General features: G+C 70.0%; 10 protein-coding genes. 4 read left to right on the top strand and 6 right to left on the bottom strand.

The annotated features are described in order from the left end of the window. Positions 1-19 precede the first annotated feature (19 nt). The 3 genes from AB0411_RS29825 to AB0411_RS29815 form a co-directional block, all read right to left on the bottom strand. Positions 20-1,660: a sodium:solute symporter family protein gene (locus AB0411_RS29825; protein ID WP_366420390.1), complete on the bottom strand. Its 1,641-nt coding sequence runs from the start codon at positions 1,658-1,660 to the stop codon at positions 20-22. Positions 1,661-2,183: 523 nt separating this feature from the next. After that, positions 2,184-2,969, bottom strand: coding sequence for an SDR family oxidoreductase (locus AB0411_RS29820; RefSeq protein WP_366420389.1), 786 nt, complete (start codon positions 2,967-2,969; stop codon positions 2,184-2,186). Positions 2,970-3,266: 297 nt separating this feature from the next. Next, positions 3,267-4,490, bottom strand: a complete 1,224-nt coding sequence (locus AB0411_RS29815; protein WP_366420388.1) for a PLP-dependent aminotransferase family protein — start codon at positions 4,488-4,490, stop codon at positions 3,267-3,269. 235 nt (positions 4,491-4,725) lie between these two features. On the opposite strand from AB0411_RS29815, the gene AB0411_RS29810 reads away from it, so the two are divergent. From AB0411_RS29810 to AB0411_RS29800, 3 genes are all read left to right on the top strand, one after another. Further along, positions 4,726-5,094, top strand: coding sequence for a hypothetical protein (locus tag AB0411_RS29810; protein WP_366420387.1), 369 nt, complete (start codon positions 4,726-4,728; stop codon positions 5,092-5,094). A 93-nt stretch (positions 5,095-5,187) separates the two neighbouring features. Beyond that, positions 5,188-7,542, top strand: coding sequence for a tetratricopeptide repeat protein (locus AB0411_RS29805; protein ID WP_366420386.1), 2,355 nt, complete (start codon positions 5,188-5,190; stop codon positions 7,540-7,542). Positions 7,543-7,619: 77 nt separating this feature from the next. Further along, the gene (locus AB0411_RS29800) at positions 7,620-8,459 is read left to right on the top strand and encodes a hypothetical protein (protein ID WP_366420385.1); all 840 of its coding nucleotides are present in this window, start codon (positions 7,620-7,622) and stop codon (positions 8,457-8,459) included. 137 nt (positions 8,460-8,596) lie between these two features. Here the strand turns inward: AB0411_RS29800 and AB0411_RS29795 are convergent, their stop codons facing one another. The 3 genes from AB0411_RS29795 to AB0411_RS29785 form a co-directional block, all read right to left on the bottom strand. Beyond that, on the bottom strand, positions 8,597-8,806 hold the full coding sequence (locus tag AB0411_RS29795; protein WP_366420384.1) for a DUF397 domain-containing protein: 210 nt from the start codon (positions 8,804-8,806) through the stop codon (positions 8,597-8,599). Between the two features lie 169 nt (positions 8,807-8,975). Then, the gene (locus AB0411_RS29790; RefSeq protein ID WP_366420383.1) at positions 8,976-9,839 is read right to left on the bottom strand and encodes a helix-turn-helix domain-containing protein; all 864 of its coding nucleotides are present in this window, start codon (positions 9,837-9,839) and stop codon (positions 8,976-8,978) included. Positions 9,840-10,128: 289 nt separating this feature from the next. Beyond that, positions 10,129-10,890, bottom strand: a complete 762-nt coding sequence (locus AB0411_RS29785) for a GOLPH3/VPS74 family protein (RefSeq protein WP_366420382.1) — start codon at positions 10,888-10,890, stop codon at positions 10,129-10,131. 571 nt (positions 10,891-11,461) lie between these two features. Between AB0411_RS29785 and AB0411_RS29780 the strand changes: the two genes are divergently transcribed. Then, a complete protein-coding gene (locus tag AB0411_RS29780; protein WP_366420381.1) occupies positions 11,462-14,230 on the top strand; it encodes a serine hydrolase in 2,769 nt (922 codons plus the stop codon). Positions 14,231-14,367 lie beyond the last annotated feature (137 nt).

Raw genomic sequence — 14,367 nt, 5'->3', positions numbered from 1 at the left:
GTCGCCCAACCCCGTCGTCCTACGCACCGCCCCTCGCCCCGTCGCCCCGGACCGCGTCGTCCCCCACCGCTCTGTCCCCCACCGCGCCGTCCCAGCCCCCGGCGCCCGTCCGCTCGCCCTGCCCGGGAATCACCCCCGCTGCCGTCCCTGCTGCCGCCTCCGCCGCCGCGCCGTCCCGGCCCCCGTCGTCCGCGTTGATCCGCGCCAGCACCGCATCCCGCTCCGGCGTGTCCTCCGGCCGTACGAAACCGAGGAGGGCGAAGAGGACGAGCGAGGTGGCGACCGGCGACACGATCTGGATCTGCAACTGCACGCCGTTCAGCCCGTAGTTGGTCAGCCAGAAAGCGAGCAGACCGGCCGCCCAGGAGCCCAGCGCGGCCGTGGGGCCGGACCTGCGGAAGGGCCGCAGCATCCCGAGCAGGAACGGGATGGAGATCGGCCCGACCAGCCCGGCCACCCACTTGATGACGACGGTGATGATGTCCTGGAACGTGGGGGAGTTGACCTGTGTGGCGATCGCCATCGACAGCCCCAGGAAGGCGACCGTCGACAGCCGGGCGGCCAGCAGCCCGGCGCGGTGCGACCAGTCGCGCGCCCTCGCCGAGACGGCAGGCGCGATGTCCCGGGTGAACACCGCGGAGATGGCGTTGGCGTCGGAGGAGCACATGGCCATGGTGTGGGAGAAGAAACCGACGACGATCAGCCCCAACAGCCCGTGCGGGAGCAGTCGTTCGGTGAGCAGCGCATAGGAGTCGGAGGCGTCCGGCTGCTGCGCCTCGACCAGCAGCGGCGCCACCCACATCGGGAAGAAGAGCACGGCGGGCCAGAGGAACCACAGCGCCGCCGACAGCCGCGCCGACCGCCTGGCCTCCCGGGCGCTGCGGGTGGCCATGAAGCGCTGGGCCTGGTTCCACATGCCGCCGCTGTACTCGAAGGTCTTGATGAAGAGGTAGGCGAGCAGGAAGGTCAGGGTGTACGGGCCGACGGTCGGCTCGGTGTGGCCGTCCGGCAGCTCGTCCCATACGGTCCACAGCGCGCTGACGCCGCCCAGCTCGCCCAGGACGGTGACCAGCATCGCGACGCCGGCCAGCAGCTGGATGACGAACTGCCCCAGCTCGGTGAGCGCGTCCGCCCACAGCCCGCCGACCGTGCAGTAGATGCCGGTGATCACGCCCGTGATCAGGATGCCCTGGTGGAGCGAGGCGCCGGTGAAGACGGAGAGCAGGGTGGCGATCGCCGCCCATTTGGCACCCACGTCCACGATCTTCAGCAGCACACCGGACCAGGCCAGCGCCTGCTGCGTCGGCAGGTTGTAGCGGCTCTTGAGGTACTCCAGCGGCGAGGCGACGCCCAGCCGCGACCGCAGCCGGTTGAGCCGCCCCGCGAACAACTGGGCGCCGATGGCGATACCGATCGCGATGGGGAAGGACCAGGTGACATATGAGGTGACGCCGTATTGGTAGGCGATGCCGGCGTACCCGGTGAACATCACCGCGCTGTAGCCGGACATGTGGTGCGAGATGCCGGACAGCCACCACGGCATCTTGCCGCCCGCGGTGAAGAAGTCACCGACGTCGTCCACCCGTTTGTGCGACCACACACCGATCGCGATCATCACGCCGAAGTAGCCGATGAGCACGGCCCAGTCGAGACTGTTCATGCCCCCTCCAGGGGTCCGCCTTGTGAACGTGCATCACTTCGCCGTGACGTCCTGTGGGGCGGTGTCCCCTACGGGAGCGGGGACTTCGGGGATTGAACCGTCCTGCGGGCAGGCCGGTCAAGAGCGTCGAGAGGTCATGGATATGAACACAGATCAGCAAAGCGAACGATTTTGCATTCCCTTGACCTTCGGGGATGTTGTCCCGGGCGCGGCGCCGCACCCACGATGAGCGCACACTTCGCCGGGCGCGCCGCTCGCCCGAACCACGCACTGCTCCAACGCCAACAGCCTTACGGAGAACGGGATCCCGCACGGCTGCCCGGCCCGAACCGGCCGGCCCGAAGCCGGCCCGCGTCGAACCGGTCCGAACCGGAGCGAGGCAGCCCGAAGGGGTCGGCGCGGCCGAACGGCTCCAAGAGGACCGAGCGAGCCGGAGCAAGCCGGGACGAGCCGGAGCGAGCCGGAGCGATAACCGCCGGGCAGAAAGCCGGCAGAAAGGGGGAGCCGAAGAGGGACCGGGCCCCTACCGCATCAACTCTCCCGCATTGACCAGCAGCGACTGGCCGGTGATGGCGCGCGCCCGGTCGGAGGCCAGGAACACCGCGCTCTCGGCCACATCCGCGTCCGTCGCCAGCTCGGGCAGCGCCATCCGCTCCGTCAGCCGGCCCAGCACCTCGGATTCCGGTACCCCTTCGGTCTGCGCCTGGAACTGCACGTACGCCTCCACCGGCGGGCCCCACATCCACCCGGGCTGCACGGTGTTGACCCGTATCCGGTCCGGCCCCAGCTCGCGCGCCAGCGAGTACATCGCCGACACCAGCCCGCCCTTGGACGCCGCGTACGCCGCCTGCTGCACCTGCGAGGGGGCGGCCACCGACGACTGGGTGCCGATGATCACCACCGACCCGCCGCCGCGCGCCGCCAAAGACGGCAGGCAGGCCCGGGTCATCCGCAGCGTGCCGAAGAGATTGACGTCCACGACGTCGCGCCAGGAAGCGAAGTCGGCGTCGCGCAGGCCCCCGAAGAGCGAGTCCAGCGCCGCGACATGGATCACCGCGTCGATGCCGCCGAACCGCTCCACGGCCAGCGCGGCCAGCGCTTCGCACTGAGTCTCGTCACCGATATCGGTCACCCGCCACGCCGTCCGTCCGCCCGACGGGTCGATCAGTGCCGCCGACTTGGCGAGATTCGCCTCCGTACGGGCTCCCAGCACCACCGAGGCGCCGTCCCGTACACAGGCCGCGGCCACCTGGTGGCCGAGCCCGGCACCCACACCCGAGACGATGACGGTCTTGTTCCGCAACAGCATGTGCGCCTCCCGGCCGGGCCCTTGGCTCACTCCTGACGAGGCGTCAGGCTAGAGCCGCCGACCGACGAAGACCAGAGCCGGCCCTCGGACGGATTCCCGGACAGGGCCCCGCGCCCGTTCCCGGGCGGACCTCCGGACGAGGGCGTCGGACGAGGGCGTCGGGCGAGGACATCGGAGCCGGACATCCGAGCAGGGCATCAGAGCCGGACATCAGAGCTGGACATCAGAGCCGGACATCAGGCGAGGGCCTCACCGGCCCAGGCACCGCACCCCCGCCGAGGCACCGCCCCCCCCGGCTCACCCGCCCCGACCCACGCCCTCCAACGCCTTCCTCAGCCGCCCCAGCCCCTCCCCGATCTCCTCCGGCGAGTGCGTCACGAACGACAGACGGACGGCGGTCGCGTCCGGCGGCCCCGCGAAGAACGGCGCCCCGGGGACGTAGGCGACGTCGTGCCGCACCACCTCGGGCAGCAGCGCCGTCGCGTCGTACCCCTCGGGCAGCGTCGCCCACACGAACATGCCGCCCGCCGGACGGTTCCACCGCGAGCCCTCGGGCAGTGCCGCGGGCAGCCCGTCGACCAGGGCGTCCCGCCGCGCACGGTAGGCGTCGCGCACCCGCCGCAGATGCGCGTCCAGGTCGGCGGCCGCCAAGTACCGTGCCGCGGCGGCCTGGTCGACGGTCGAGGTGTGCAGGTCGGCGGCCTGCTTGGCGATCACACAGGCGCGGCGCAGCGCGGCCGGCGCCCGCAGCGAACCCAGCCGCAGGCCGGGCGCCATCACCTTGGAGAACGAGCCGAGCAGCGCCGTACGGTCCTCGGCCCCGGGGAAGGAGGCGACCCACGGCACCGGCTCGCCCTCGAACCGCAGCTCGCCGTACGGGTCGTCCTCGGCGATCCACAGCCCGCGCCGGGCGGCGACCTCGGCGACCGCTGCCCGGCGCTCGGCGGACAGGGTGCGGCCGGTCGGGTTCTGGAACGTCGGCACGAGGTAGAGCAGCTTGGGCCGCTCGCGCGCGGTGATCTCGTCGAGCGCGGCCGGGTCCAGGCCCTCGTCGTCGGTCGGCACGGGCACCACCCGGGCGCCGGTGAAGGAGAAGATCTGCAGCGCCGCGAGGTAGCAGGGGTCCTCGACCAGCACCACGTCGCCGGGCTCCAGCAGAGCCGTGGCCAGCAGCGTCAAGCCCTGCTGCGAACCGGTGGTGACCAGCAGGTCATCGGCCTCGGTGGGCAGCCCGCGCGCGGTGGCCCGCGCCGCGACGGCCGCACGCAGCGCCGGATCGCCCTCCGTGGTGGAGTACTGCAGCGCGCGCATCGGCTCCTCGGCCAGCACATGCTGGAACGCGGCCGCGATCCCCGCCGCGTCGAACAGCTCGGGCGCGGGCAGCCCGCCGGCGAACGAGATGACCTCGGGCCGCGCGGTGAGCGCCAGAATGTCGCGCACGGGCGAACTCCCGGTCCGCGCCACCCGCGCGGCCAGCCCCGGGACGGCACTGCCCACAGAGCCAACTATCCCGTCCGACATGACAGCTCCCCTCGCTCACCACTGCGACAGACCGACATCAGCCACAGCCAACCGGCAGCTTAAGCGGGCCCCGCGACGGTGTGCAGGGGGACCGCATGGCGGACTGCCACATCGGGGAAGCCTCGGAACGATGTCGTGCGGTCCGGCTACGGTGACGTCCGGACAGGGACTCTTCGAAATGGGGGACGGAATGGATCCGTTGGTACTTGCGGCGGGCACTGCCGTGGTGAGCAGCATGGCCACCGATGCCTGGCGGCAGGCCCGCGACGCGACGGTGTCGCTGTGGCGCCGGGTGCATCCGGAACGAGTGCCTGCCATCGAGGCCGAACTCGCCGACGTCCGGGCGGAGGTGATCGCGGCCCGCGAGGAGGGCGATCCGCAGGCGGAGGAGGACCTCGCCGCCGACTGGCAGCGCCGACTCCGCCGACTGCTCCGGGACGATCCCTTGCTCGCGGATGAACTGCGCCGCGTACTGGACGAAGAGCTGAACCCCCTGCTGGCCCCGGCCGAGCAGACCCGTATCGGGATCCAGATGACCGCGACGGCCTCAGGGCACGCTCGCATCTATCAAGCGGGTCGTCACCAGACCATCCGGGAAGCCTGAGCCAGGCCCGCCCACGGTGGTTCTTACGCCCTGAACCGCACGCTCATGGAGCGTGGCAGCCAACCGGCGGGGCCGGCGGAGGAGTGCAAGAGAATGTCGGAGCAGCAGCCTCGGGGGTATTCCGGGGGTCCCGGAGCCGTGGCCGAAGGTCACGGGAGGGTCTTTCAAGCAGACGGAGACCAGCACATCACCGAGCATCACCACCACTACAGCGGTGATGCGACGGGGCCGAATTCCCCTCGGCAGCCCCCCGAAGGCATGGGGCCGGACTCGATCCGGGTCCCCTTGGCGGCGCCGAAGCCGGTCGTCGTCCGCGACCGGGACGAGGCAAAGGCGAAGCTCCTCCCCGCCGTGACGGCTCTGAGCGGCGCGCGCATCCATGTACTCCATGGAATGGGGGGATGCGGCAAAACCACCCTGGCCCGGTTCGTCTTCGACGAGACGGTCAACAGCCGTGCGGTCGAGGGCTTCTGGGTGAATGCGGCCAGCCGTTCCGCGCTGCGTGCGGGCATGCTGTCGGTTGCCGCCGAGCGAGGTGCCACCGCCGCGGAACTCGAAGCGGTCCATCGAGGGCACCGGCCGGCCGCGGACCTGGTCTGGGGCTATCTGGACCAGCCGGGCACACCGTGGGTCCTCGTGATGGACAACGCGGACGACCCCGCCTTCCTGGACGGCGGGTGGATCAGGCCCAGCCGGTACGGCACCGTCCTGGTGACGACGCGGCAGGGCCAGTCGCCAGTGTGGGCGGACGCCGAACTCCACCACATCGGTCTTCTGCCGCCGCAGGATGCGGCCCTGGTGCTGAGCGATCTTGCGCCCTCCACCGGCAGTGACGAGGACGCACTGCAGCTGGCGCAGGCAGTGGGCCGGCTGCCGCTGGCCCTCATGCTCATCGGCTCGCAGCTCTCCGACCAGCTGCTGGAGGCGGTGACGATGGCCGACTTCCGGCGTCGGCTGGCCCATGAACCGAGCCTGCAGATCGACAACGGGAGTGTCCCCTGGGATTCCGATCTGCGGCGGACCCTCGGCAGCACCTGGCAGCTCTCCCTGGACGCGCTGGCCGAGCGAGGGCTGCCCGATGCCGGCACGCTGATGCGACTGTTCAGCTGCTTCGCCCCCGAACCACTGCCCATCAGCCTCATCCGGCCCGGAGGCCTGGAAGCGGCCGGACTGGGAATGCTCGAACCGCCGCTTTCCAGCAGCCGGGTCGAGGCCTGTCTGCGCGGGCTCGTCGGCCAGGCATTGGTCCTGGTCGAGGATGTCCTCGGCCGGCGCGATGAACGGCCCACTCGTATCGTGCAGCTTCACGCGCTGGTGCTCGACACGGTCTTCGGGGGCATCCCGGCGCGCATGCGGGGCCCCCTGCTGGCGGCGGCTTCCTCTCTCTTCCTCCGGGCCCTTCCGGAGGAAGTCCCCACACCTGCTGGAGATCGCATGCGAAACATGATGGTCCCGCACGCCGTCCAACTCCTCCGGAACGCGGAAGCGGAGGGTGGCGAAGATGCGGTTGCCGCCGCCTTGACGTCGGGCCGTCGGCTCCGCGACGACCTGATGGAGCGAGGGGAGGGGAGCACCGCGCACCCTCTGGCGCAATTGGTGGTCGACGTGGCCCGGCGGAATGTTCCGGGGGACGACCCCGTGTTCCTCGAGGATCAGCATCAGCTCGCCAGAACTCTGTTCTGGGCCGACGACCACAGCGCTGCGATCTCCTTGCACCGTGAAGTGCTGACCCGACGCGAGCGCACTTTGGGTGCCGATTCCCCGGACACACTGCGCAGCGCCCATGAGCTGTTCTTCGGCCACTACTTGCTGGGGGACTGGTCGGCCGCCGAGCAGACGATCCGCCGGGCCGCGGAAGGGCGCGGGCGGGTCCTGGGCGAGGAGCACCCTGACACGCTGCACAGCCGAGGCCTTCTGGCGGAGGTGCTGTGCCGCATGGGGGACAAGGAGGAGAACGTCCGGATCTCCGAAGAGATCTGTGAGATCAGCGAAAGGGTGCTGGGCGCGGAGCACCCCATCACCATCAGCAGCACACTCACCAGGGCATTTGTGCTCGACGAAGTGGGCAGGCCGGCGGATGCGGAGGCTCCGGCCCGCCGCGCGCTCGAGGGCTACAGGAGGGTTCACGGCGAGCAGCACTGGCTCGCGATGGCCAGCGCGAACCGGCTCGCCATGGTCCTGCGGGGCCTTGGCCAGTGGGAGGAAGCCCAGCAGCTCGCGGAGGAGGTCCTCGGCGTTCGGCAGTCGGTGCTCGGGGACGAGCACCGGCTCACACTGCTCATCCGCATCGAGCTCGTTCGTATCGCGCATGTTGCCGGGCGCACGGAAGAGGCGGTCCAGAAGGGGAGGGAGACGCTCGAAGCCTGCCGACGTGTGTACGGAGAAGACCACCAGGAGACGATCGACTGCCGCGCCGCGCTGCGGGCGGCGGAGGCCGCCGCGCGGTAGTCGCACCCCCTAGTCACGAATCTGACAGAGCATCAGAATGATGCTCTGTCAGAGCTGACTGTCGTGGGAGTGCCGCAATGAGCGATGTGACGCAGGTGGAGACGTATGCCCGGCTGGCTGGTGTGGGTCCGTACGGCGTCAGTCCGGGCCATGCACTGATCACCATGGTGGAGCCGCATCCCGGCCATGAGCGCGCCTACAACAGGTGGTACGAGGACGACCACTTCATCGCGGGAGCCATGGCCATGCCGTGGATGTATGCGGGCCGGCGATGGGTGGCGACGCGTGACCTCCAGCTCCTCAGGTACCCGAAGGAATCCGCGGTCGCACAGCCAGTGACCAGCGGGTGCTACCTCTCGACGTACTGGGTGACGCAGGGGCGCTATCCCGAGCACATCAAGTGGAGTGTGGGGATCAACCAACGGCTCAACGGGGACGACCGTGTCTATCGCGACCGCACCCACGTCTTCACGGCATTTCATGAACATGTGGCGACGGTGTACCGGGATGGCGACGAGGGTCCCCGTGATTTCCATGCGCTGGATTACCCCTACGACGGTTTGGTCGTGGAGGTGATCGATACCGCCGATGCCGGTCAGCGTGCCGAACTGCTCGATTGGCTGTGCGCGGAGCACCTCAAGGAAAAGCTGCCGGGTTCCGCGGCGGCCATGGTGATGGCCTTCTGTCCCCAACCGCTGCCGGAAGACCGGATGTCGTACGTCAAGCAGGTGGAGGGTGTGGAGAATCGCTTGACGCTCCTCTGGTTCCTGGAGCAGGACCCACGAGCGTGCTGGCGTGAGCAATTCGCCGGAGTCGATTCTCCCGTAGCGGAGCGCGGTCTCGGTTCTGTCGAATTGGTTGCGCCGTTCATTCCCACCTTGCCGGGAACCGACCGCTATGTCGACGAACTCCGCTGAGTGACGCTCCTTGCGGGGAGGCAGGTGAAGGGGCGTCGACGGTCAGGGGCGGCCGCAGCGGGCGAGGCAGAGCCCCCTCGGCCAGGACGGCGGACCAGTCGAGAGGGCTCGTGTCGTAGAGCAGGGTGGTGGTGGCGTCAGGCGCTGCCCAGGCGGCCGCGATCGATATCCGAAAGCAAAGCCGTCCAGGCCTGCTCCGAAAAGGCGAGAACCGGTCCACGGGGCGCCTTGCTGTCGCGGACGGCTACCGCCGAATCCTCCAGTCGGGCCACCTCGACGCAGTTTCCGTCCTTGCCCGAGTAAGTCGACTTCCGCCACATCAGAGCCGTGTTGAGATTCCTCGTCATGTGCACTCCCGTGCGTTCGGGTGGGCGAGAAGTGGTGACTTCTCGGAGTGCTGACGACGCTACGCTCCAACATCGCTAACAGGGGGAGCCGATCACTCGACCGGATGACATATGCCCGAGAGCTCTTCCGTCGAGGTGCGGTGTTGGTGTACTTTCCGCGACCGCGGGATCAGGTGGCGTACTCCTTGGCCACATCCGAGATGAATTTTCGCGTCTCGTCCGCATTCAGCGCCTGGGCTCGCAGGTGCTCGTACATGATCCCGTACTTGTGGACGTCCCCGTGCTTCTCCAGGTAGAGGTCACTGGTGACGCCTTCCAAATAGACCGTGGTCGAGTCCGAGGGATCGTCGAACTCCAGGATGGAGAAAGTCCCGGTCATTCCGGGGTGCGAGCCCACTGCGTACGGCACCACCTGGAGGGTGACGTGGGGGAGCTGGCTCAAGTCGACGAGGTGCTCGAGCTGTTCGCGCATCGTCTGGCGGTTCCCGACGATCCGGCGGGTGGCCGACTCGTCGATCACGGCCCAGAAGCGGAGCGGTGACTCGGAGGCGCGGAGTCGCTGCTGCCGCTTGAGGCGCACGCCGACCCGGCTCTCGACGTCCTCCGGAGTGGCCTCGGGCCACATCCCCCGGATCACGGCTTCCGCATACTCGGGCGTCTGCAGCAGGCCTGGAACCAGGAGTGATTCGTAATTCCGCACGGAGAGCGCGTCGGCTTCCAGGCCGATGTAGACGCTGTAGCTCGGCGAGAGGCTCCCGAATGCGTGCCACCAGCCCTGCTGGCGGGACTCCTTGGCCATTTGCATGAGGGATTCGACCATGTGCTGATCGGCAACCTCGTAGACCCCGCACAGATCGCGGACGTCGCGCTGGCTGATGCTGCGGCGGCCGTTCTCGAGTCTGCTGATCTTCGACTGCGAGACGAGCAGCCGGTCCGCCACCTCTTCTGCCGTCATGCCTTTGGCCTCTCGAAGCCTGCGCAGCTCCTGGCCCAATCGGCGTCGCCTGACGGTGGGGTTGACGTTGGACGCCACGCTAAGTGCACCTCCGGCTCCGTACTGCTGTTTTCTGGTCAGCAGACTGCCACCAACGGTCCGCGCCGCGCTGGCAAATGGCTGGACAAGGTGGTCACGGTGGAATTTTGGGACCGGAATCGCGAAAATGCGCCCGCGCATGCGCGCGGGGTGGCGGGGCCGGCCGTCGTCCAGAACGGCCGGCCCCGCCACCCCGCGCTTCTTGCTGCGGCTCCCGAACGGGATCGTGGGGACGGTGGTCGGTGGTGCGGCGGTGGCGCGGCAGGGCCCCGCCCGGTGCCCTACGGCGTCAGCGGGCGCCTACCCGGGCCATCCGGCCGTGGCCGTGCCGCGACTGGCCCGGCGCACCGGCCGGCTCCGCCGTGGCCCGGGCCGCCGGTTGCCGTACGGCTCCCGCGCCGGCTGCCTGCGGACGCCGTGGCTGCGCCGCGGCGCCGTTCTGCACATCCATGACGGCGTGTGCGACCAGCCCGCCCATCGGGTCGTGGCGGATCAGATCCCGGAGACGGGAGCGCGATGAACGCCCTTCGTTCCCTGGATACAGGTGCTTGCCGAGGCCGACCGCATGGGCCAGCGCGGCGAGCGCCGCGGTCCGCGGGTCCGGGGGTACGCCGGTGCGGATCGCGTTGTCCAGCCGGGCCCTGATTTCCCGGCTGATGGCCGTCTCCGTCGCCTGGTAGCGCGTCGTCGGCAGCACCCCGCACATCTGGCCCGCCACGGCATGCACCATGCCGCACCGTTCCAGGTGCGTGAGGTAGGTCTGGCGCAGCCCCAGCCGGGGCCCGCCGATCCAGTGGACCGCGCGTACCGGACTGCCGCGTCGGCGCAGCAGTTCCAGCGCGGAGTCCAGAGTTGGATCTCCTGTCGGCCGTGCCATCACCACGGCGATACGATCCCCGTCTGGGGCTATCCGTCCTGCCAGAGCCAGCTCTACTAGCTGGGCCCCGGCCAGGCCGAGGTCGAGCGACTGCGGCTGCGCTGTGGTACCCGTCGTCGGGTCCAGAGCGAGCAGCAGAAGCTCCTCCGGAATTGTTCTGCGGCTCCTGCCCATCCATGCCTCCCCGCGTGGATGAATGACAGGGTGACCCCTCTCACATTCATCTGTCGAGGGTGCGTGGGGGGTTCGGTAGGGAACCGGTAGGTATGTCGTTCTCGTCTTGCACGTCGGCGACATCTTTCTGTGGGGTGCGACGCCTACCGGTACGCGTGGCGGCGAGATGGTGCTACGCGGACACAGGACACTTGGAATCACAGGGCCAGGCAGCGGGCGACGTATGAAGGAGACATCGGTGGCGGGCGAGTCCCCCGACAAGTCGGACAAGAAGCAGTCGTCGGGGGAGACGGCGCGGAGCAAACGTGATCCGCGCCTGTCCGCCTTCCGCGGGGAGCCGGCCGGGCCGGCGAAGGAATCGGGGGCCGGGACGGACTCGAAGCCTGAGAAGAAGCCGGAGGCTGCGGCGGCGCCGAAGTCTGCGGCGAAGTCGGGATCCACGGCGAAGCCGGGGGCCGGGACGAAGTCGAGGTCGGGAGTGAAGTCGGGATCTGCCGCCGAGTCGAAGTCCTCGGCCGAGCCGGAATCTGCCGCCGAACCGGAGTCTGCGGACTCCTCCGAGGCGTCCGCGGTGTCCGAGGGGGCAGTCGATGCTCCTGAGGCGCCGGAAGCGCCCCAGGAGGCCGCTGAGGGCGCCGACGGCGGCAAGGGCGGCAAGGAGGGCGGCGACGACCGCCTGCGGGCCGCTGTGGCCGCTTGGGTCGCGGGGGAGGGCGACGGGGACGGCGAGGCCGGTGAGGGCGACGAGGCTGGTGAGGCTTCCGCGGGATCCGGCGATCTTGATGAAGGTGCGGACGGGGACGCGGACGGTGCCGTCGCAAAGCCGGCCGTAGCGCCGGAAGCGGCGGTGGAGCCGGCGGCCGAGCGGCCGGCGCGGTCCGGCGTGAAGGCCTCGGGCGGCGGCTCGGGTGACTCGGGTGACGAGGGCTTGGGCGGCAAGGCCGTCGGGAAGGCTGCGGCGAAGGGGGAGGGCGCGGCCGAGTCCGCGCCCAAGGCCGGGGCCGAGTCCGAGGCCGAGCCCAAGGCTGAGGCCGAGTCCAAGACTGCGACCAAGGTCGTCGATCAGCCGACCGCCGTTTTCAAGACCGTGGGGCCGCAGAAGGGCAAGCCCGACGAGAAGGGCGGCGCTGCGGCTGCCGGCAAGACCGAGGCCAAGGGCACGGGCGCGGGCACGGGCACGGGCAAGAGTGGCGGCAACGGTGACGGCGGCGATGAGAGTGACGCCGGCGTCGATGAGTCGGCGGTGGATGAGGCGACCCGTGTCTTTGCTGTCGCGAAGCTGAAGGGGAAGGGTGCGGCGGCCGGTGCCGTCGACCAGGCGACCACCGCGTTCAAGATCAACGCGCCCGCCAAGAGCAAGGACGCGGCCCAGGGCAAGGGCGCGGCCGAGAGCAAGGGCGCGGCCGAGAGCAAGGGCGCGGCCAAGGACAAGGCTGAGAGCGGGAGCGGGAGCAAGGCGGAGGCCAAGCCCGGAAGCGAGGCCGCGGGCAAGGGCAAGCCCGGCGCCAAGGGCGGCGCCGACGGCAAGACCGACGCCAAGGCGGATGCCAAGGCCGACTCCAAGGCGGATGCCAAGGGCGGCGACAAGGCCGGCTCCAAGACCGACCCCAGGGCCCCCGGCACCTCCGAGCGGGATTCCGAGCGGACCAGTCAGTTCGTGGCGCTGAAGTCGGCGGACGACGGTACGGCGGGCAAGTCGCTGGGCAAGACGGCGCCCCGGACGCCCGCCCGTACGTCCGACAAGGCCGCCGAGAAGCCCACGGAGAAGCCCGCCGAGAAGCCCGCGGAGAAGTCCGGGAGCCAGGCGGCGGGCAAGACGGCCGACAAGGCCGCGGACAAGCCGGAGGGGAAGCCGGAAGGGAAGCCGGAGGGCAAGGCCTCCGGCGCGCTCCCCGCGGCGAAGCCCGCCAAGGCTGCCGAAACGACCGCGCCGTCCAAGCCCGCCGACCGGCCGGGCGCCATGCCGTCCGCCGCGACGGGGGCCACGGCCGCCGCTTCTCAGGCTCCCGGCGCGCTGCCCGAATCCGAGCGGACCAAGCAGGAGCCGCTGCCGCCGCTCGACCTCCTGGCGCAGCTCACCAACACCCCGCCGCCGCCCGAGACCCCGCTGCGCACGGTCGTCCGCCGCTTCAAGATCTGGACCCCGCTGGCGGTTCTGCTGGTGATCATCTTCGTGGTCGCCCAGGCGGTGCGCCCGCTGCCGGCGCCCAAGCTCGCGGTCGGCGGGTCGGCCGCGTTCACCTTCAAGGGCGGCAAGCTCGCGATGCCGTGGCCCGACCAGGGGCAGGCCGCCGCCATGGTCGTCGGAGTCGGCACCATGGGTACGTCCGGCCCGCAGAAGCCCGTACCGACCGCGAGCGTCGCCAAGGTGATGACGGCGTACGTGCTGCTGCGCGACCACCCGCTCAAGAAGGGCCAGAAGGGCGTGACGATCACGGTCGACGCCCAGGGCGAGGCGGACTCCAACAAGGGTGACGAGTCGCGCGTTCCGCTCAAGAAGGGTCAGCAGTTCACGCAGTACCAGATGATGCAGATGCTGATGATCCCGTCGGGCAACAACGTCGCGCGGCAGCTGGCCCGTTGGGACGCCGGTTCCGAGGCGGCGTTCGTGAAGAAGATGAACGCGGCCGCCAAGAAGCTGGGGATGACGCACACGACGTACACGGACCCCAGCGGCCTGGAGAAGTCGACCGTCAGCACCGCCGTCGACCAGCTGAAGCTCGCCCAACAGGTCGTCAAGAACGATGTGTTCCGTGAGGTCGTGCGCACCGAGAACGCCCAGATCGACGGTCTGCCGGAGAAGATCTACAACAACAACTCCCTGCTCACGACGATGGCGGGCAAGGTCAGCGGCATCAAGACGGGTTCGAGCACGCCGGCCGGCGGCACGTTCATGTGGTCCGGCTACCGCACCGTCGGCGGCAAGGACCAGCTGCTGCTCGGTGTGACCATGGACCAGCACACCAACAGCCCGGACCCCAACGCCCAGCTCGCGCTGGTCCTGCAGAACACCGAGAAGGTGATCACGGCGGCTCGTGACGCGCTGGTCTCCGACACCGTGGTGAAGAAGGGCCAGGTCGTCGGCTATGTGGACGACGGGCTCGGCGGCGAGACGCCGGTCGTGGCGACCAAGGACCTGTCGGCGGTCGGCTGGCCCGGGATGAAGGCGACCTTCTCCATGAGCGACGCGGGCAAGACCGTCCCGCACACCGCCAAGGCCGGCACCAAGGTGGGTGTGCTGACCGTCGGCAACGGCGAGAGCACGCAGAAGGTGCCGGTCGCCCTGCAGAAGGACCTCGTCGAGCCGACCTTCGGCGCGAAGCTGATCCGGATCACCTGAGCCGAGCGGAGCGGGGCGGAAGGGAACGGACCGAGGGGCTCCGGGCGGCCGGCCCGGGGCCCCTCGGCCTCCCGGGGCCGGCCCTCGGCCCCGGGCCTCCGCACTCCGTGGGGGCTTCGCCGTCCTGAGCCCCCGAA

The organism is Streptomyces angustmyceticus (assembly GCF_040701845.1).
GTDB lineage: Bacteria > Actinomycetota > Actinomycetes > Streptomycetales > Streptomycetaceae > Streptomyces > Streptomyces angustmyceticus_A.
Note: the sequence above shows the minus strand (reverse complement) of the source record. Positions and strands in the feature narration are given on the sequence as shown.